This window comes from Arthrobacter zhaoguopingii, from assembly GCF_009828595.1.
Taxonomy (GTDB): domain Bacteria; phylum Actinomycetota; class Actinomycetes; order Actinomycetales; family Micrococcaceae; genus Arthrobacter_D; species Arthrobacter_D zhaoguopingii.
The window spans coordinates 1-18,445 of sequence record NZ_WPNY01000025.1 but is presented as its reverse complement, the minus strand read 5'-3'; the positions used below and the strand labels follow the sequence as shown (position 1 = coordinate 18,445).

Annotated in this window: 18 protein-coding genes and 2 pseudogenes; 12 read left to right on the top strand and 8 right to left on the bottom strand. The window is 64.1% G+C overall.

Features of this window, described 5'->3' with window-relative positions; genetic code table 11:
- The first annotated feature begins 312 nt into the window (after positions 1-312).
- Positions 313-767, top strand: a pseudogene (locus GVV86_RS18170) (recombinase family protein).
- A 528-nt stretch (positions 768-1,295) separates the two neighbouring features.
- Here GVV86_RS18170 and GVV86_RS18165 read toward each other — a convergent pair.
- Complete coding sequence (locus tag GVV86_RS18165; protein WP_159803635.1) at positions 1,296-2,258, bottom strand: aldo/keto reductase; 963 nt, start codon at positions 2,256-2,258, stop codon at positions 1,296-1,298.
- Between the two features lie 140 nt (positions 2,259-2,398).
- On the opposite strand from GVV86_RS18165, the gene GVV86_RS18160 reads away from it, so the two are divergent.
- Positions 2,399-2,983, top strand: coding sequence for a TetR/AcrR family transcriptional regulator (locus tag GVV86_RS18160; RefSeq protein WP_201291527.1), 585 nt, complete (start codon positions 2,399-2,401; stop codon positions 2,981-2,983).
- Between the two features lie 56 nt (positions 2,984-3,039).
- On the opposite strand, the pseudogene GVV86_RS19025 reads toward GVV86_RS18160, so the two are convergent.
- A pseudogene (locus tag GVV86_RS19025) lies at positions 3,040-3,219 on the bottom strand (hypothetical protein); the annotation flags it as partial.
- A gap of 105 nt (positions 3,220-3,324) precedes the next feature.
- Here GVV86_RS19025 and GVV86_RS18155 point away from each other — a divergent pair.
- The 3 genes from GVV86_RS18155 to GVV86_RS18145 are packed head-to-tail and all read left to right on the top strand — an operon-like array spanning position 3,325 to position 4,674.
- Positions 3,325-3,540 (top strand): hypothetical protein, encoded by a 216-nt coding sequence (locus GVV86_RS18155; protein WP_159803634.1) that lies wholly within the window; start codon positions 3,325-3,327, stop codon positions 3,538-3,540.
- Positions 3,537-3,797 (top strand): Atu4866 domain-containing protein, encoded by a 261-nt coding sequence (locus tag GVV86_RS18150; protein WP_246199792.1) that lies wholly within the window; start codon positions 3,537-3,539, stop codon positions 3,795-3,797. The genes GVV86_RS18155 and GVV86_RS18150 overlap by 4 nt, the downstream gene beginning before the upstream one ends.
- A gap of 43 nt (positions 3,798-3,840) precedes the next feature.
- A complete protein-coding gene (locus tag GVV86_RS18145) occupies positions 3,841-4,674 on the top strand; it encodes a helix-turn-helix transcriptional regulator (protein WP_159618836.1) in 834 nt (277 codons plus the stop codon).
- A 142-nt stretch (positions 4,675-4,816) separates the two neighbouring features.
- On the opposite strand, the gene GVV86_RS18140 is transcribed toward GVV86_RS18145, so the two are convergent.
- Positions 4,817-5,122, bottom strand: coding sequence for an Atu4866 domain-containing protein (locus tag GVV86_RS18140; protein ID WP_246199791.1), 306 nt, complete (start codon positions 5,120-5,122; stop codon positions 4,817-4,819).
- A gap of 558 nt (positions 5,123-5,680) precedes the next feature.
- On the opposite strand from GVV86_RS18140, the gene GVV86_RS18135 reads away from it, so the two are divergent.
- From GVV86_RS18135 to GVV86_RS18110, 6 genes are all read left to right on the top strand, one after another.
- Positions 5,681-6,448, top strand: coding sequence for an SDR family oxidoreductase (locus GVV86_RS18135; RefSeq protein WP_159618832.1), 768 nt, complete (start codon positions 5,681-5,683; stop codon positions 6,446-6,448).
- 634 nt (positions 6,449-7,082) lie between these two features.
- Positions 7,083-7,817 (top strand): SDR family oxidoreductase, encoded by a 735-nt coding sequence (locus tag GVV86_RS18130; protein ID WP_159618830.1) that lies wholly within the window; start codon positions 7,083-7,085, stop codon positions 7,815-7,817.
- 364 nt (positions 7,818-8,181) lie between these two features.
- Positions 8,182-8,667, top strand: coding sequence for a hypothetical protein (locus GVV86_RS18125; RefSeq protein ID WP_159803633.1), 486 nt, complete (start codon positions 8,182-8,184; stop codon positions 8,665-8,667).
- 70 nt (positions 8,668-8,737) lie between these two features.
- Entirely contained in the window at positions 8,738-9,664 is a 927-nt protein-coding gene (locus GVV86_RS18120; RefSeq protein ID WP_159803632.1) for an SDR family NAD(P)-dependent oxidoreductase, read from the top strand.
- 9 nt (positions 9,665-9,673) lie between these two features.
- Positions 9,674-10,081, top strand: coding sequence for a MoxR family ATPase (locus tag GVV86_RS18935; protein ID WP_159803631.1), 408 nt, complete (start codon positions 9,674-9,676; stop codon positions 10,079-10,081).
- Positions 10,078-11,511 (top strand): DUF58 domain-containing protein, encoded by a 1,434-nt coding sequence (locus GVV86_RS18110; protein WP_159803630.1) that lies wholly within the window; start codon positions 10,078-10,080, stop codon positions 11,509-11,511. Before GVV86_RS18935 ends, GVV86_RS18110 begins: the two co-directional genes overlap by 4 nt.
- 500 nt (positions 11,512-12,011) lie before the next feature.
- Here GVV86_RS18110 and GVV86_RS18105 read toward each other — a convergent pair whose 3' ends face one another.
- Genes GVV86_RS18105 through GVV86_RS18090 form a run of 4 tightly spaced genes read right to left on the bottom strand, consistent with a single transcriptional unit; the run spans position 12,012 to position 14,900 of the window.
- On the bottom strand, positions 12,012-13,112 hold the full coding sequence (locus tag GVV86_RS18105) for an alpha/beta fold hydrolase (protein WP_201291526.1): 1,101 nt from the start codon (positions 13,110-13,112) through the stop codon (positions 12,012-12,014).
- A 32-nt stretch (positions 13,113-13,144) separates the two neighbouring features.
- Positions 13,145-13,660 (bottom strand): PrsW family intramembrane metalloprotease, encoded by a 516-nt coding sequence (locus GVV86_RS18100; protein WP_159803629.1) that lies wholly within the window; start codon positions 13,658-13,660, stop codon positions 13,145-13,147.
- A gap of 37 nt (positions 13,661-13,697) precedes the next feature.
- Positions 13,698-14,087 carry a histidine kinase gene (locus GVV86_RS18095; RefSeq protein WP_159803628.1) on the bottom strand — a complete coding sequence of 130 codons (390 nt, stop codon included), beginning with the start codon at positions 14,085-14,087 and terminating at the stop codon, positions 13,698-13,700.
- 51 nt (positions 14,088-14,138) lie between these two features.
- Positions 14,139-14,900 (bottom strand): helix-turn-helix domain-containing protein, encoded by a 762-nt coding sequence (locus GVV86_RS18090; protein WP_159803627.1) that lies wholly within the window; start codon positions 14,898-14,900, stop codon positions 14,139-14,141.
- Positions 14,901-15,668: 768 nt separating this feature from the next.
- Here GVV86_RS18090 and GVV86_RS18085 point away from each other — a divergent pair.
- Positions 15,669-17,567, top strand: a complete 1,899-nt coding sequence (locus GVV86_RS18085; RefSeq protein ID WP_201291525.1) for a S9 family peptidase — start codon at positions 15,669-15,671, stop codon at positions 17,565-17,567.
- A gap of 8 nt (positions 17,568-17,575) precedes the next feature.
- Here GVV86_RS18085 and GVV86_RS18080 read toward each other — a convergent pair whose 3' ends face one another.
- On the bottom strand, positions 17,576-18,298 hold the full coding sequence (locus tag GVV86_RS18080) for a GOLPH3/VPS74 family protein (protein ID WP_246670049.1): 723 nt from the start codon (positions 18,296-18,298) through the stop codon (positions 17,576-17,578).
- Between the last annotated feature and the right edge of the window lie 147 nt (positions 18,299-18,445).

Here is an 18,445-nt window from a genome sequence, read left to right as displayed (position 1 = left end):
TCACCGCCGGAGACGGCAGAAAGCACTCGGCAGACTCACGCCGATCGAGTTTGAGACAATCAACAACATGGCGCTGGTCGCCTAGAAACTATCAACCCCACGAGTCAACCAAACCGTCGGCAGTCCCAAAAGGGCAGTACGCGAAGGGCCAGAGGCCAAATTCAACTCGATCCACCCCATGTCACATGACTCCGGGACCAAACGTTCACGCACCGTAAAATAAGTGAACACTTGCGTCACAATTTGCGGTTGCATCGGAGTAAGACCATCGCTTGTCCCGTAACCGGTCGTATAATTGACAGGAGTTCCGGGATGCTCGTCGGCTACATGCGCGTGTCGAAGTCTGATGGATCGCAGACGACCGATCCGCAGCGGGACGCCCTGCTCGAAGCCGGCTTGGACGAGGCCCAGCTGTATGAGGACCTTGCCTCGGGTAAGAAGGACGACCGCCCGGGCTGGCCGCCTGTCTGAAAGCACTGCGGGACGGGGACACGTTGATCGTGTGGAAACTCGACCGGCTCGGCCGGAACCTGCACCACCTGGTGAACACTGTCCATGACCTCACTGCCCGCGGGGTCGGACTGAAAGTCCTCACCGGACAGGGCGCCGCGATCGACACGACCACCGCAGCGGGGAAGCTAGTGTTCGGTATCTTCGCGGCTCTGGCGGAATTCGAGCGGGAGCTGATCTCCGAGCGGACCGTCGCCGGTCTTGCTTCCACTCGAGCACGGGGCCGGGTCCGTGAAGGAATCCCCAGGGCGACGTAGCGCCGCCACGGGTGCGGCACCGCTTCAACAACGGGCTCCTCGGAGGGGATATCGGCCGAAAGGAAAGGCTTGATGTCGCTCACCCTTCCGTCCTGCCAAGCCGGTGCCGCCCTGCGCGAATGTAGGGAACATCCGGACCCCGATGTGACACCGCACCAAATACAGTGCTTGAGCTGCACTCTCCGGGCTTTTTCTCGGGTGGGATATACGCGACTGAAGAGCATCTAATTTCATATAGGACCCTTGTGTAAGTTGCAGCGGTAGGTGGCGCGGTTCTCCCGGCGCTTTATGGCCGCTTGCTCAGGTCGACATGACAGTCCACGAGAGTGCTTTCCGACTTGGTGGCTTTGGGGGCTGCCCCGTTTCTAGATTGGACAGCGGCTCGATAAATCTCGGGCGTCGGGTTTGCAGGTGTTGGAACAGCGTTTGTTTGGAGCGGAGTGGGAGTCGGTTGGGCATGGCTATTCGGACGAAGCAGAAGGTGCGGGGCCCGTAGTGGGTCCCGCACCTTCCTTTACCTGAGCCTCATTAGTGCCAGTTGGGGTTCATGCCTTCGGGGTAGCGTGAGCCGAATCCTCCGGTGGGGAGAATTTCCTTGATGCGGGTGAGGTCGGCTGCTGTGAGGGTGAGGCGGGCGGCGCCGATGTTCTCTTCCACGCGCTTGGCGCTGCGGGAGCCGGGGATCGGAACGATGTGTTCTCCTTGTGCGAGCAGCCAGGCGAGGGCGAGCTGCGCGACGGTGGCGTCCTTGGTCGCTGCGAGTTCGGTCAGCTGGCGGGTGGCCTCGACGTTCTTCTCGAAGTTGCCGGGCTGCCAGCGGGCGTCCCAGCTGCGCATGTCGGCTTCCTCGTATTCGGAGGCCAGCTTGGTGGTGCCGGTGAGGAATCCGCGGCCCAGCGGCGAGTAGGGGACGAAGCCGATGCCGAGCTCGTTCAGGGTCGGGAACAGCACCTCGACGTCGCGTTCGAAGAGGGAGTACTCGGTCTGCAGGACAGACACGGGCTGGACGGCGTGGGCGCGGCGCATGGTCTCGGGTCCGGCTTCGCTGAGCCCGAAATATTTGACCTTGCCGGCGTCGATGAGTTCCTTCACGGTCCCGGCGACATCTTCGATGGGGACGTTGGGGTCGACCCTGTGCTGGTAGAGCACGTCGATGTGGTCCATGCTCAGGTAGCGCAGGCTGTTCTCGACGACCTCGCGGATGTGTTCGGGCCGGCTGTCGAACCCGTAGTCGCGGGTGAAACCAAACTTCGTGGCGACAACCACCTCGTCGCGGAAGCCCTTCACCGCTTGTCCGACGACCTTCTCGTTCTCTCCCCAGCCGTACATCTCGGCGGTGTCAAAGAAGGTGACGCCCAGGTCGTATGCGCGCTGGATGGCCGATGAACCACCCGCAGCGTCGGCCGCTCCGTAAGCAAATGAGATTCCCATCGAGCCGTAGCCGATGGCGGACGTGGTCAGGCCCTGAGTGCCCAGTGTGCGTGTCTGCATGAGGTCTCCTGTGGTGGATGGGCCAGTTTTGTAGATCCTGCGCCCGAAATGCTTGCAGTCTATGCCCAATGTGGCAGTGACTGTCAACCCCGGCGTTGTATGCTGGTGGTGTGAGCGAAAGCGGGAGTTCTGGTGTCGGGTTGCGGCAGCGCACCCGGGATGCCGTGCGTCAGCAGATCGCGGACGCTGCGATTGTGATGTTCGACGAGCAGGGTTTCGAGGAGACGACCGTCGACCAGATCGCGGCTTCGGTCGGTATCTCGCCACGGAGCTTCTTCCGATACTTCGCCGCGAAGGAGGACGTCGTGCTGGGCGACCCGATGGTCCATGGCGAACCCGTTCGCCGGCGTCTTGCTTCGAGCCTGGAGTCAATGCCGGTATGGGAAGCCCTGCGGTCCGGGTTCGAACCGGTTGTGGAGATCTTTGAATCGGATCCTGACCGGTCCCTGCGTGCGATGCGGGTGATCATCAGCACGCCGTCCCTGCGGGCCCGGCATACAGAAAAGCACCTGGCCTGGATGACTGTGCTCGTACCACTGATCGCTGACGCCATGACTGTCCCGGAAACCGAACGGCAGTATCAAGCACGGGCGGTCACGCTGTGCGCCCTGACGTGTCTGGACCTTTCCACCGCCGAGTTCGTACACCGCGATGGTGCCGTGCGGGCTCGGGTGCTGCTTGATGAAGCCTTCCGACTTCTCAAGCCCGCAACACTGGTCAACTAAGCCTGTTCTGGAGCAGTTGGTATTGATGCTTCCTGCACTGCCCTGGGCATGCGTGGCTAAGGGATCCTCCTACGGAACAGCTGTAGCGTGCGTGGACGGTTCGAAATAGCTGAAGACGTCGCCCAGTCCAGGACGCTGCGTGATCTCATGTTGATCTTGTTGGCGATCTCGTCGAGGTCCTGCTGGCTGAACTGACGTAGCTCCCCGTTTCTCGGTAGGTACTGACGCAGCAGACGGAGGAATTTTCGCTCCCATATCGGCGTGGAACCGGCGGAACGGGGCCTGAGGGTGGGTGTGGTGCGCCCTCCCTCAGGCCAGCGCGTCCCCTTAACGTTGACGTCATGAGCCCTGACACCACCGCCTCCCCGCATCTTCACCGTTCTTCACCGCCCGCCGCGGCGTCCTGGACGGACCCGTGCACAACGTCCGTAGGAGCGCCTCCCCTCGTGTGGCGGTTCACCGGAAAGGGCCGGCGGATCGTTCGGGAACACAATCTCACTGTCGTTCTCGCCGGGGACGCCTGTGACGCGACCCTCGCCGGCCGGGTGACCCGGTGAGCGGGCGGGAACACCCCTACATCGGAATGTGGGTCACGCATGACGGGCACGTGCGCCACGAGCTCCTCCCAGGCGGACGGTACGTCGAAGCGCGCGGCCGGAGGGAGGCCGCCTACACCGGCGCCTACGAGATTGAGGGAACCCATATCGAGTACGTAGATGACACAGGGTTCACCGCCGACGGGGACTTTGTGGACGATGTGCTCCATCATGGAGGCATGGTGCTGCACCGATACTCCGCCGGCGACGCCGCGTAGATTGAGGTCGTTACCACCGCTTCATAACGAAGGGAACAACACGATGTTTGGTCAGTTCCTCCAGGCCCGCAGGGCCGCTATTACCCCGGAGGAAGTCGGGCTGCCCACCTCCTCCGGGCGGCGTGTCTCGGGTCTGCGCCGGGAGGAAGTTGCCGCCTTGGCCGGCATGAGTGTGGATTACTACACCAGGCTCGAGCAAGGGCGTGAACGGCATCCCTCCGTCCAGGTCGTTGAAGCGCTGGCGCGGACCCTGCGGTTCGATGAGGACGCTCGGCTTCACGCCTACCGCCTTGCGGGGATGCTCCCGGCGCCGGTCCTTGGACCCTCCACGGAGAGCGCCGCACCCGAGCTCACGGAACTGCTTCGGATGTGGCCAAAGACCCCGGCCATAGTCTTCGGCCGCGCCTATGACGTGCTGAGTGCCAACAGCCTTGCCATTGCACTGTTCGACCCGTTCGACCTCCACGGCAACCTCATCCTGTCAGTCTTCCTGGACCCCGGAGCCCGGGTGTTCTATAAGGAGTGGGACATGGTCGCCAGAAGTTCGGCCGGGGCGCTGCGTCTGGCGCAGGGTGCCGCCCCAGACGACAGACGCGTCACCGAAGTAATTGAGAGTCTGCTCCGGCACAGCCCCGCTTTTGGCGAATTGTGGTCCTCCCACGAGGTGCGCGGCAAGACCTTGGAATCCAAGCATCTTCGCCATCGTAATGTCGGGGAGCTGGTTCTGCGTATGCAGACTTTCGACGTGCGCTCCGCGCCGGGTCAGCAGCTTGTGATCTATCACGCCGAGCGCGGTTCCCCCAGTGCCGACGCGCTTGCCCTGCTCGGCGTGCTAACCGCGAGCCCGTCCCCGGAGAAGGCGGACCGGACGGGATAGCTTGACGGCAGATCCTTCGGGAGAGCACTCCGGCCCGCTTCGGGAGCGTCATCGTTGCCGAGTCCCGCCTAACCCGTGCCACCTAGTCCGTGCCGTCGGGCCGGCCGGACGGTTCTCCATGCGGGCGGTCCGGTACGCCGTCTCAGTTCTGCTTCGAGGCCGCCTGCCGGTGCGCCGGGCTGCCCTCGCGGTAAAAGACGTACCCGCCATGATGCAGCACGTCCCCCTGGAAGTCGCCGTCGGCGCTGAACCCGGTGTCGTCGAGGTACTCGATATGGGTGCCCTGCACCCAGTAGCGGCCGGTGTAGGCGCTTTCACGTTCTCCCCTCGCTTCGTCGTACCGTCCATCCGGGAGGAGCTCCTGCCGGATTTGGTTGTCCGCGGTGACCCACATGCCGACGTACGGGTGAAGGCCGGCCGGTTCCTCGGCGCCGCCAGCTGTAAGCAATGGGCTTGGGGACACCGTTGCGACCGGGGCCGGCTGTCCCTCCGGAGACGACTGACATGCCGTCACGCTCATCAGCCCGACAGCGAGTGAGATTATGCCTGCAGAATTGTTGATGTGTCGCATGGATCGATGATGACCCGAGGGGAGGGGTCAGCGGCAGGCCGTGTCACACCCAGGATCATCACAGCCCGGAGCCCGGGGAGTTCCGCGGCTTCGGGCCCGCGGAGGCAAGGAGCCCCAACCACCCTGCGACCAGTCCATGCTGGAAAGAGGACGGGCCTCAACGGGCAGCGGTCGACGGGACGCGGCGGCCAGCCCCGGATGCTTCAGCCAGTGCGGCGAAGGGCCCGGATGCCGCCAAACGAGGTGAACAGGTTCCATCCCGGGGGGAGAAGGTCTGCTCTGGGCAGGGCCGGCCGATCTGCCGGGTGCGCGGTGCCCTGGTCTCCGGTGCGGTCCGCTAATAGGGGGTGTGCTCCTCCTATGAATACCACAGCCTTCACCAGTGTCGCCTGAACCCCGACGATGAACCTGTCAGATCCCATCGAAAGGACCCTCATGATTTCTTATCCAGCGGCCGCGCCAGCACGAAAGACGCCCCTGGCCGGCAAAGTGATTCTCATCACCGGGGCGAGCAGCGGCATCGGGGCCGCGACCGCGGTCCGCCTCGCGAAGGAGGGCCATCACGTTGTGCTTGGAGCGCGCCGGATCGAACGGCTCAAGGACTTGGCGGGGCAGATCGCCGCCGACGGTGGAAGCGCCGGCTACAAAGCCCTGGACGTGACGGACGCCGCCGCGATGCAGGACTTCGTCGATTCCGCTGCTGCCGAATACGGCCGGGTGGACGTCATCGTCAACAACGCCGGCGTCATGCTCCTGTCCCGGATGGAAAGCCTGCTCGTCAAGGAGTGGACGGCCATGGTGGATGCGAATATCAAGGGACTCCTGCACGGAATCGCCGCGGCACTGCCCCACTTCCAGCGCCAGCACGCCGGTCACTTCATTACCATCGCCTCCATCGGCGCGCACCAGGTAGTTCCGACCTCGGCGGTCTACTCGGGAACGAAGTTCGCTGCCTGGGCCATCACCGAGGGACTGCGGCAGGAACTGGATCCAAGTATCCGCGTCACGACGATCTCCCCGGGCGTCATCGACACCGAACTTGCCACCCACATCACCGATACGGAAGCCAGGGAGCTCATGGTGGCATACCGCAGGTTCAGCCTGCCAGCCGACACCGTCGCCCAGAGCATTTCCTACGCCCTGAACCAGGACGGGCAGACCGACATCAACGAAATCATCCTTCGACCGACCGGACAACGCTAACCGTGGCTCCGGCAGCCGCCTGAGAACGCCGAGCCGGTTCCCAACCCCCTGCGGGCCGGCGGCAACACCCTGTCGAGCGGTGCAGGGGCGCGAGGCGCGTCATCGCGAGTTGTGGTTGCCCATCGGCCCTGCAGGCGCTTTCCGGCACCGCTCCTGGGACGGGGCGGTGCCGTGCACACTACGGGTCAGCGACGTGCTGGGACGTTGGACTCCACCTCCGGCCCGCACCGCACTGCCGCTTCCTTGCTGCGAGCGACCTTCACGGTTGGAGGAGGGAGCGCGTACCGCATCGCTTGGGACGTGCCGATAAGCATCAGGTCGTGGCCCCGCCCCGCTGAAGGAACAACTTCGGCAGCCGGTCTCTTTGACAACGGAAGGCGCCCGGCCTCGGTGATCCCCCGAAACCATTCCGGGATATCGGATGGGGTCCTCGCCGCCGGGGCCTCCTCGCGCGGGTGGACCGCACCCTGCATGTGGAAATAGTCGATCGCGCTCGCCGAATTGACGTTCACATCCGGGCCGATGCCTCGACGCAGGTTACCGGGCCGGCGTTGCCCGGCACGGGCACCGGCACGGGCGCGGCCCACCCACGCACCACGCACGAAAGAACATCACGAAACAGGAGAACCACGACGTGACTACCACCGAACGGAACGCAATCGTCATCGGTGCCTCGGGAGGGATCGGACGGGCCATCGCACACCGCCTCGCCCACGACGGCATGAACGTGCTCGTGCATTTCAGCGGCAACGAGCTTAAAGCCAAGGAGACTGTCGAGGCCATCCACGCCTCCGGAGGCCAGGCGGTGGCCTGTGGAGGCGACGTTGCGGACGAGCAGGACATGGCAGCACTTTTCCATCATGCATCCCAGAAGTACGGAGGAGTCGACGTGGTCGTCAATACGGCCGGGATTATGCCGTTGGCGTCCATCGCCGAGATGGACCTCGGGACCTTCGACAGGATCCAACGAACGAATCTGCGCGGAACCTTCGTCATCAGTCAGCTGGCAGCGCGCCAGATCCGTACAGGCGGAGCGCTTATCAACTTCTCGACGAGCATCACGCGTCTGCTGATGCCCACGTATGGGGCTTACGCCGCATCCAAGGGCGGGGTTGAAGCTATGACGCTGGTTCTGGCGCGGGAGCTGCGCGGCCATGGCATCACCGTCAACACCGTCGCTCCCGGCCCCACAGCAACCCCGCTTTTCTTCGAGGGCAAGCCGCAGCAGGTCATCGACCACATCACATCGCTCAGCCCCATGGAGCGTCTTGGCGCGCCTGAGGACATCGCGGAAGTGACCGCTTTCCTTGCCGGGCCCGGCCGATGGATCAATGGCCAAACCCTTTTTGTCAACGGAGGCGCGGTGTGAGCCGTCCCGGTGCCCTTGCCGGGGGAGTCCTGCCCAGATCGGCGGGATCCTCTGCTACGGCCAGAATCTACGTCGCCGGTCATCAAGGATCCTTCACAGGCCTGACCCGGAAGGACACTCCATGGCAGTTCCGCCTATCCGCCCGGACCGGCATGTCTTGAACTCGTCCACCACGCTCCTCCTCCTAAGGCCACTCCGCGCGTGATCGACACCGGACCCGCCACCCACATCAGCGGCGCGAAAGCCATGGAACTCGTGGTGGGACACCGCAAGTTCAGCCTGCCGCAGCCGCCCCTGGCTGCCTTCACCGTGCCCGGTCCCCGGCACGGCCTCGGATCGGCAGCCCGCCCCATGAGGAGATCCAATGAGAACAGCAGTTCTGCCCGCCCCCCGTATCGTGCATCGGCAATGGACCGAGGTCCAGCTGAGGGCAGCCGCCGAGCGCCACGCCATCATCCAGACGCACACCTCATATGCCTCGGCCGCGGCGGCGGTGGCCTCACATGCCAGGCATATTGACCTGCGGCGGCTCCGCGAGATGGTCGCCGGAGTCACCGGAGGGACACAGGGAACCTACTGGATGGTCGCCGCCCTCACCATGGCACATCTGGCGCTGAGCTTCCCGCAGGCGCTCACCGAAGACCAAAGCGCCCTGCTGCTCGAGCCCCTCGCCGCCGCCGAACACATGGCCGACCCCCACTCCGCGGATGCCGGCAATGAACCAGGAGGCTCCCCGCATCCGCCGACCGGACCCGGCCGATGGATCAGCGGACAGGTGTTCACCGGGAACGGCGGGCCTGCCTGGGACCCGGTCCCGCGGTGGGGGAGGGCACTGGCGACCCGGCCTTGATCCGCTCCCGCCCGCCCGTGCGCCCTGCGTTGCACTGCCACCGTAACGCCTTCGACCTAAGGGAACCACGATGTCCATCATCCTGATTACTGGCGCCGCCACGGGCGTCGGCAACGCAACAGCCCGGTCGCTCGCCCGGGCCGGCCACACGGTGTACGCGACCATGGGCGATGTCCCCGGGCGGAACGCGGCCAGCGCCCGCACCCTGATCGAACTGGCCCGGACCGAAAGAATCGACCTCAGCGTGGTCGAACTGGACGTCACGTCTCAGAACTCCTCGAACGCCGCGGCAGCCACGATCATCGACGAGGCGGGTCGGATCGACGCCGTGGTGCACACCACCGGGGACCTCTCCGCCGGACACGTGCGTGGGCTCACCGACGAGGACCTTGTCCACCTGATCAACCTCACCGCCCTCGGCGCCCATCGGGTCAACCGTGCGGTCCTTCCGCACCTCTGCGCCCAGCGCTCCGGCACACTGCTGTACGTCGCCAGCACCCTTCCGGCAACAACAGGGCTTGTCCGCGCACCGTACGCCGCATCACAGGCCGCGTTCGATGCCCTTGCCGTGGCTACGGCTCGTGAAGCGGCGGAGTTCGGCATAGACACGTGCATCATGGTGCCAGGGCCGGCCACCAAGGACGCCCCGGCTTTCAGCGATGTCTACCGTCCCGGCAGGGCCTCCGGATCCGGGGCCCCCGGTGCCCGCTGTGCACCCGACCCCGCGGTTGCCGGTGACGGGGGTGCACCGTCAGACCCGGTGCGCTCCGGCGTCAGCGTTTCCGCGCAGTCGGCCGCTGATGAGATAGTCCGCCTCGTGGCCCTTCCCCGCGGGGACAGGCCCTTCCGGACAAGTGCCGGTGTCCCCCAAGACCCGGTCGGGCAGGACAACGCCCGGACCCGCCGGGACCCGGGGGGTCCTGGCCAGCCGGATGGATACGGCACCCCATCCGCAACCCGCAGGACCCACACTTCGCCGTCCCGACCCGCCACTTGAGAGGAAACCATGAGCATCTACGCCACCATCACTCCCACTGGAGGTCCCCCGGAGTCGGACCCGGCCGACTGGCTTGAGGCGCTGTCCTCGCCGATCCGCGAGCCGGCACTGCTTGAATGCATGAAGGAGCATCAGGTGCCCACCGACGTCCACACCCACACACCGAGCGATCAGAGCCCCATCAAGGTGGAGGGCACCAACCCGCTACCCGAGGCCCAGCGCGACCGCTCCATGGCCCGGATCTCCATGGCCTACCCGGATACCTGTTCCGAGATCGACATGCTCCAGATCCACCACCTGGTGCTCGACCGGCGGGACGTGCGCGCCGGTGGGATCGCCTCCTCTGTCGTGCGAAGCGTGCCGGCAAAGGCCCCGGTGGCCCGCGACGATCAGCGCCCCGGAAGGTCCCGCCGATGATTCGCCGGCTTCGCCCGCACCGCCCGGTGGTCGGCTACCGGAAGTCATCGTCCTTCCGGTTCACCGCGCGGGGTTGGGGCTTCGTCCTCGCAGGCGGTGTGGCGCTGCTGGCCGAACTGATGCTGGGCCTCCGGGACCTGGTGTATGTCGCGGTGCTGCTGCTCTGCCTGCCCTTGACGTCGGTGCTTGTGCTGCGGCTCCTGAACCCGCACCTGAGCCTGGTGCGGCGGTTTCAGCCGCAGGTACTCCCGGTCGGGTCCTCAACCACCGTGACACTTGAGGTCGCCGGCCCGACTCCAGGGAGTGGATCCGTCAACCTCATGGAAAACCTGCCAAAGGAACTGACCGGGACATCTCATCCCGTCCAGCCTCGGCCCGCCACCGGCGGGGGAGAGAAGTTCTACGGCGAGTACCGGTTGACCCCGCCCTCCCGTGGGGTCTATGAGATTGGACCGGTCGCAGCGCAGTTCACCGGTCCACTCGGGATGGGAACAATCCGCTGGAGCATCGGAACCTGCGACAGGCTCCTTGTCACCCCGGCACCGGTGACGCTCCCACCCCTGTCCCTCGGCGCTGCCACGGACGATGACGAAATGACCGACAGGCTGCACCGGAGCCGACCAGACGGCAGCAGCGCCATGATCCGCGAATACCTGCACGGTGACCCGATGCGCCGGGTGCACTGGGCCCGCACGGCACGGCAGCCCACTCTCATGGATCCTGAGGAGGAGCAGGAGGTCTCCATCAGGATGGTGACCCTGATAATGGACCAACGCAGCGGGAGCTTCACGGCCGGTACGCTAGCCTCACCCCGCACTCATCCTCCCGGGCCTACACCGGCCTTTGAGTGGGCACTCACCACCGTCATGTCCATCGCCGCCCACCTGATTAATCGGGACATCCCGATGCGCCTGCTGGACCACTACGGCGCACCGGCACTCCTGCGCTCCCCATCCGCGCACTCTCCCGCCGAGGAGGAATACAAGGGACCACACGGCCTGGCCAGCATTGCCGAAGGACTCGCCGGACTGCAATTAGCCCCCACGGATGCTTGTGGGCATGGCACACCCCGGACGCCGGACCCATCCAGAGACAGGCCCCGGGCAGCCATGCAGCCGTCTACAGCGCTCCCGCAACACTGCACCGGCCCAGCAGGCGTCGGCCAGAGGCTCCTGCCCCCACCGCCCCCCGGCAGTAATGGGCCCCTTATCGCAGTGCTGGGGATGCTGACCCCCGGGGAGGCACACCTGCTCGCCCCAGCCGCCTACTCCTACCCCGGAGCGCGGGCCATCATCATTGCCGAGCGGCCAGGGGACTGCCAAACGCAACTGGAGATTCTCGGTGCCGCTGGCTGGCACGCCTGCGCGGTTCCTCCCGGCGGGGACCTGGCCGCCGTCTGGCTCGGCTTGGACCTGCCACTGGCCGGCTGACGCGTCCAGCCCTCAGCGTGATCGGACTGGTCGTCGACGCCCACGCCACCACCCTGAGGCGGTGGGGCAGTGCCTTGTTGGCCCGGCACTGCTGCCTATCCTGGCGGTTCCCGCCGTCGTCGGACCTGACGCTGCAGGCGTGCCCTCCTTCGCGGTCACAGCCGCCGCTTACCTGCTGAGGCTCTCCGTGCCAGCCGGAGGCCCAGCTCCGCCCTGTCGAAGCCGTGGCGGTCCGCGGGCCGCAGTTCGGCGGTTGGATCCGCTGCACTGGCCGTGTCCCTGGTGCTTCCCGCGGGCGTACAGGGCTTTACCTCCGGCCACTTCCCGCAGGTGTGCAGTGGGGACAGAAGGTGAGCGGGCTTGGACCAACAAGATCCGGACGACGTCCTAGATTTCTCCAATGAGGAATGGCCGTCTTGAGAGCGTCCGTGAACGCTTGCCGGCCCTTGAGCCGAACGCTGCTACATGGCGGTGTGATTAGCGGCCAACCCAGAACGGCCCTACAAACAAGGCTGAGTCGGTTCCTCATCCCGAAGGGAAGGCTTGAGTCGTTCGATCAGCAAGGTATCGAAGAATGCCGCGTCCTCGAACGGCCCGACATGGGCCAGATTCTCCATCTCCACGAATTCCTTGTCCGGCGCTTCAAGAGTGTCAAAGAACTGGCGCGCGACCGGGGTCGGGGTGAAAAGGTCCCTCGCTCCGGCGACCATGATGACGGGGCAGTCGATCTGAGCTCCACGGGCGCGCTCGTAAATTGTTGGTAGCTCCTGCAGGGCCATGGACATGGAAGCTTCGCCGGCCCGACGATTCAACAAGGTGGCAAGTTCGCGCCAAGAGTAGTCGGGGGACTGGAAAGCGAGCCATAGCAGCCGCGCCATGACGAAGCGGGTCCTGTGGTGCATGAATCGCAACTGAATGTAGGCGGATCGCACTTGACTTACCGCATCGGGGGTTAGTGTGTTGCCGAAGGGATAAGCGGAAATGCGTTGCAGTCTCTTCACAATGCGCCGAGCTCCGAGCTGCTGAGCTTCCTGAGAAACTCTTTCGTAGCCATACCGCTCAGCGGCTATGAAGTCGGAGACCTGGCCGATCGCCAGATAGGCCGCGAAGTGGTCCGGCGCGCGGCGGAGCATCTCCACCGCTATCGCCGTTCCCCAGGAGTGTCCTACGAGAATGATAGGAACTCCCGGGAATCGCTGCCGAAGCTGTTGGGATAGTTCCAGACCGTCCTCCACGTGCCGGTCAAGACTTCCGGCCCCAACCCCGTTGCGTGCCAATGTTTTTCCGGAGTTGCGCTGGTCCCAGTGCACAATCGTGTAGTGATGCTCCCACGCAGACTGGACGGCATGCGCGAACGGCATCATGGGAAATCCTGGGCCGCCATGCAGCCAGAGCAGAATCGGGTTGGTGACGTCCTGACCCCGGATCTGCACGGCCTGCGGTATGCCGCCAATGATCGGATGGGTCAGTTCGCTGATCGTCCTTGGCCCACGCAATCGGCGCCTGCGGTTGACGAGCGCCTGGGAAAGAGGACGGGCCGCAGCCGCGGCGAACAGAGCTGGCAATACCCACGGCATGAAATTTCTCTCCCTGCTCGTCACGTACCCAATGTGTGGGTTATTGACTCAATCTGTTAGCGACTGTTATGACTCTCGCGACGGAAAATGGTCCTACAGCGGTGAATTGGTGGGGCTCGAGGAAACCCCTGCGTCACTTGGTGACTCTTCGCCAGGCGTTCGCCGGCCGCTGTGAACACCGATGGTGATTGCGGTCCGATGGAGCCTGTCGCGCACTCGCTCCACCGCGCGGATCTGTGTGTCAACACCGGTGTCTGGTTCAGATCGCTGCGCTTCTCCCGTCGAAGGAGGACCATAACGACGATGACCGCGGCGATACCGATGAGCGGAGTCACCAGCCCGGCGTAGGCCACGGTGGAGGAGAATATGGAGAAGTCCCACAATGCGTGCAGGATCATCGCGGTCACCAGGGACCCGCTGGAGCGCCGCGCGAGGTAGAACACCGATCCGGTCCCGAAATGGATGAGCACTTGCGCGAAAGCGAGTGCGGCGCGGCGGAGCGCAGCGGCGCCGTCGCGGGCCGTGACGACCTCATAGTCCCAGTCCGTGAGCAGGGAGACGACGGAGGTCAACCCGCCGCCGGGGTGTCCTCCAGGGTGAGGGTCCCGTTCATGCCCTCGACGAAGCCCTTAGCCAGGGCCATACCGAGTCCGAGCCGGTGTCATTGTCGGTATGACCCAGCCGCTGGAACGGCGTGTAGACCTGGTCCTTGCGGGAGTCCGGGATGCCCGGGCCCCGGTCGAGAATCCGGGACTCGGTCCTGCCGCCAAAACCACTCGCGGACAGGACGATGGTGCCGGTTCCCGGTGCGGTGCCTTCACTGGAGAGGCTGTCGAGGGTGCCGGTGCCGCGGGCGCGCTTTTCGGGGTGGAACTCAGGGCGGTCCTCGCCAGCACCGGCGGCAATCCGCCGGCTGACGGCGCAGTCACTGAGGCAGGAGAGGGTTTCCAAGCGGCGCCGAAGATCCCGGCCCGCTGCCGGTCCGGTTCTTGCAGCCATCCTCCCAGTGGTATTTGACGCGGGTCCGAGTGGCTTGGCGCTGCCGTCCGATCAGGGTGGGGGCTCCTGGTCTTCCAGCTGGAGATTGGAGCTGCGCAGAAGATCATGGGCGATGCTGCTCGCTCGGACGATAACGTCGAGTTGTGCAGGATTGTAAAGTTCCACGATGGACTCGGTGACAGTGTCCTGCGTCACTGCTGCACTTTTTGTCACCTGTCCTTTCGGGTCGCTCAGCCAGGGATAGTCCTTGAGTGTCTTGGCCAGCATGGGCGCGTAGCGTTCGGCGAGTTCCTGGCGCACACTTTCATCCGCGTCGGGTGCCAGCGCATCGAGTTCCGCGCTCACCTCACCTGTGTCCGCTTCAACCATGTCCCGCAGATCACGCATCGCCTCCTCGCTATAGAGCTGAGAATAGATCAGCACGAGGGACCGGTCCGCCTCCGACATGCCAGCTCCCACGCTCTCGAATCCCGGGGGAACGTCCGTCACGGACGATCCGTGAAGGATTGCCTGGATCTCGGCCCTGGCCCGCTGCAATCGTTCGATGCTCGCGTGGAGGTCGCTGTCGATGGCACGCAGTGCCTCGGTCGATGAGTCGCCATCGACGCCGACCTGGTCGATCTGGTCGAGCGGGACGCCGAGGTCGCGCAGGCGTCTGATCTTCAGGAGGCGGACGAGGTGTCCGACCTGGTACTGCTTGTAGCCATTGGACATACGGTCAGGCTGCTCAAGAAGACCGGTCCGGTGATAGTGACGCACGGTATTCACGGTCGTCCCGGCCAGGTCCGCGATTTCCCGCGTGCTCCAACCCATCTGTCGCTCCTTTCTCGATTACCTTCGGAGAGTGGATACCGGCGTGTGCCACCCAGGGTGCACTAACCGGTTCGCCACCGATTCAACACCGTGTTCCCACCACACACACAAATGAGAGCAAGTCACCCCGACGGCGGCTGGTCCGAGCTGATTGATCGACCGGCTGAACGATTGGTGTCCGCCCGCGGGTAAGCTGACGAACCCACCGGCGCACCCGGGGTGTAGGAGGACCTCAGTCAGGACCTCTGGCGGATCAGCGCGCGAAATCTCGTCAGTATCGGTTTAGGCCCGGCAGGCCATGTGGCAGCCGTTCTTGCGATGGACCGGACTGGCGCCGAAGGGGTGGCCGCCGGTAAGTGCCAGGGAGCGCTGCTGAACCCAACAAGAGCCCGGAAATTTCATCGGCGTCGTCGACGGGGTGCAGGGTCCTAGGTTGCTCGTTGAGACGGGTGCCTTCGTTTCCGGATCGGTTACGAACGCATAGCGTTAGACTTGGTGGTCCCGGCAAGGTGAACATAGGGTGTTGCTTCAGTTGCCTCAGCAAGCTTCATCGCCGCAAGGGACAACGGCGAGGCACCACGCGAAGTTCGATTGCACGTGAAGTCACCCTAGCCGTACGTCCGCGCGAAAGCAGGACCGATGCCAAGATACCCCGACGGTCAGGTGCAAAACAGCATCCTCTCCTGAAGTCCCCACCAAGCTTAAGCAGGTTCCAGGAACATCGTATCCACTGGAGCTCGAACGCCAGACAACCCAGGGAGCAGCACCGTGGCATTCGCGGCCGGACAGATAGGCGTCGAGCACTTCTTCGCCGACCCAGCTTTTGCCCATCCGGTGATCTCGCCAGATGGCTTACGGATCGCGTACTTAGCGCCAGCACTGGGGCGGCGGAACGTTTGGGTGCGCGGTGTCGATGAAGACCATTCGGATGCTATGTGTGCGACCGGCGATTCACGGCGTGGCATCACGAGCTTTTTCTGGGCCGACGATTCACGGTGGTTGCTGTACCTGCAGGACACCGACGGCAATGAGGACTGGCACCTGTTTCGGGTGGATCTAACCGCACCGGAGCAGCCAGCGACCGACCTGACACCGCTGCCGGCAGGTTCGCGCGTCTTTGGAGTGGATTCGCTGACTTCGTGGCCCGGCCACGTGCTCGTTTCCATGAACTTACGACCGACGGCCATCGACTTGTTTCGCGTCGATGTCGCCACTGGCGAGACAGCGCTGCACCACGAACAGACAGACCCGAACGAGATCGTGCTGCTAGACACGAACGGGACGCCCGCCTTTTCGACCCGGATGGCCGAGGACGGAACGCTTGAGATCTTCGCGATCGACGGTGATCGTGGCAGCCGTCGGTTACTACGGCGTCTGGGGGGTGCGGAGTACCCCGTGGGTGTGCAGCCGCAGATGGTGACCCCCGACGGCCAGGGTCTCTTGATAGGTGCCTATCAGGATTCTGATGACCTGCGTCTCCTTCGGATCGACCGTCATACCGGCGAGGAAGCTGTGATTGCGGCCGTAGAGGGCCACAGTCTTGACATCCTCGGCACGATGGCGCCGACTGTGTTACCTCCGACGGTCTTTACCAGCCGGCGAACCGGAGAGGTCATTGCCGCACGATTCGTGGACGACCGGCCCCGCATCGAAGTTTTAGACGAATGTTTCGCCGAAGTTTACGCTGAGCTCTCAAAGCTTTCCGATGGGGTACTGGGCACACTCTCGTCGGACCTGTCGGAGCAGCGATGGGTCGCTACCTTCATTCATGATCGGGACCCTGCGGTCACGTGGTTGTACGACCACGCCACCGGCGAAAGCAGGCTCCTCTTCCGCCCCTACCCCCAGCTCGATCCGTCCAGCCTGTCCCCGGTGACGCCCATTCGCCTGAAGGCTCGTGATGGTCTGCCACTGCGCGGGTTCCTGACTCTTCCGGTCGGCGAGGATGCCCAAGCGCCTCCGCTCGTACTCCTCGTGCATGGCGGACCCTGGCAGCACGATACCTGGGGGTATAACCCCCAGGTGCAGTTTCTAGCGAGCCGCGGCTACGCCGTGCTCCAGGTGAATTTTCGTGGGTCGACCGGGTACGGCCGGCGCCACACAGTGGCTGCGATCGGGGAATTTGCCGGCGCAATGCATACCGACCTCATTGACGCGTGTGACTGGGCGGTTTCCGAAGGTATTGCTGACCCGCGGCGTATCGGCATCATGGGAGGGTCCTATGGTGGCTACGCGGCACTCATCGGTGCTGCCATCACTCCCGACTACTTCGCCGCCGCGGTCGACTACGTAGGGATATCCGACCTCGCGAACTTCCTGCGCACGCTTCCTCCCTTCACCCGCCCTTACAACATGAACAGCTGGTTCCGATACGTTGGTGACCCTGACGATCCCGCTTCAGCTGCGGAGATGACAAAGCGTTCGCCGATATCGATGATCGACCAGATCACCATCCCCTTGCTGGTCGCTCAAGGCGCCAACGACGCCAGGGTCGTGCAGGCTGAATCCGATAACATCGTCGTGCCGCTTCGTGAGCGTGGCATCCCCGTGGAGTACCTTCTTGCCAGTGACGAAGGCCACGGGTTCGATAACCCTGAAAACCAGATCCGCCTCCACCGCGCTATCGAAAGCCACTTCGCCGAGAACCTCAGTAACGGGAAAGCCTGATCATTTCATCAGTCAGGACGCAGAACCGTCGCGGCGATCAAGGGATTGACGGTGATGGCGGTCATTGTTCGCGTGACTGCAGATCCAGCGGCATTGGCGCCCCAGTTTCCCATCTGAATCTGTTTGCCTCGGGTGTAAACGTCACCGCTCCAAGGGATTTCTGGGTGGAAATGTGACAGCGTACCGCTGGCCGATAGAAGGGAGATGGCCGCAGCGGTCCGTGGATTGGGATCTTCGCCCCCGAGCAGGGTCGCCCGGACGGAATCGAGGAGCGCTGCGCGGCGCTCACTCCCAACGGAAAGACTCGTCGAATTGAAGATGCCAAAGGTCTTGGTGGCGCGGCTAATCAGATCACCGCGGGCAACAAGTCGATCTAATATCGGGGCGCGAAGCACCGGACCTATCGATGCGAGTACAGACTGCGCGTTCCGGGGTTTCTCGGCCATGTACTCCCAGGCGGACCGAAGATGCTCATCGTTCGGTGGATCCTCGCCAAGCGCATGCAAAGTAATGGAAAAGCGGCCAGATTCCCTTGCCTCCACCCTTCCCGCCAAGGCAAGATCGGCGATAACAGCACCTCCCAGCACGTAAAAAAGCGTGGTCTCGCCGGCGATGGTGCCTGACGATGGCTGAAAGAGCAGGAGAAGCACATCCTCAACAAGGGTCGGTTCAGAAGGCGCACCAGGGCTTCCATCCAACCCGTTGTGGTACTCAAACTCGCTGGTCATCATCGTCTCGCTTCCACTTGAAAGGGACTGCCGACGGTTTGGTTGACTCGTGGGGTTGATAGTTTCTAGGCGACCAGCGCCATGTTGTTGATTGTCTCAAACTCGATCGGCGTGAGTCTGCCGAGTGCTTTCTGCCGTCTCCGGCGGTGA

Coding starts and splice junctions, on each gene's coding strand:
- GVV86_RS18110 (WP_159803630.1), top strand. CDS start 10,078: ATGATTCGCCGGCTTCGCCCGCACCGCCCGGTGGTCGGCTACCGGAAG.
- GVV86_RS18125 (WP_159803633.1), top strand. CDS start 8,182: ATGAGAACAGCAGTTCTGCCCGCCCCCCGTATCGTGCATCGGCAATGG.
- GVV86_RS18120 (WP_159803632.1), top strand. CDS start 8,738: ATGTCCATCATCCTGATTACTGGCGCCGCCACGGGCGTCGGCAACGCA.
- GVV86_RS18080 (WP_246670049.1), bottom strand. CDS start 18,298: ATGATGACCAGCGAGTTTGAGTACCACAACGGGTTGGATGGAAGCCCT.
- GVV86_RS18165 (WP_159803635.1), bottom strand. CDS start 2,258: ATGCAGACACGCACACTGGGCACTCAGGGCCTGACCACGTCCGCCATC.
- GVV86_RS18145 (WP_159618836.1), top strand. CDS start 3,841: ATGTTTGGTCAGTTCCTCCAGGCCCGCAGGGCCGCTATTACCCCGGAG.
- GVV86_RS18135 (WP_159618832.1), top strand. CDS start 5,681: ATGATTTCTTATCCAGCGGCCGCGCCAGCACGAAAGACGCCCCTGGCC.
- GVV86_RS18155 (WP_159803634.1), top strand. CDS start 3,325: ATGAGCCCTGACACCACCGCCTCCCCGCATCTTCACCGTTCTTCACCG.
- GVV86_RS18935 (WP_159803631.1), top strand. CDS start 9,674: ATGAGCATCTACGCCACCATCACTCCCACTGGAGGTCCCCCGGAGTCG.
- GVV86_RS18090 (WP_159803627.1), bottom strand. CDS start 14,900: ATGGGTTGGAGCACGCGGGAAATCGCGGACCTGGCCGGGACGACCGTG.
- GVV86_RS18095 (WP_159803628.1), bottom strand. CDS start 14,087: ATGGCTGCAAGAACCGGACCGGCAGCGGGCCGGGATCTTCGGCGCCGC.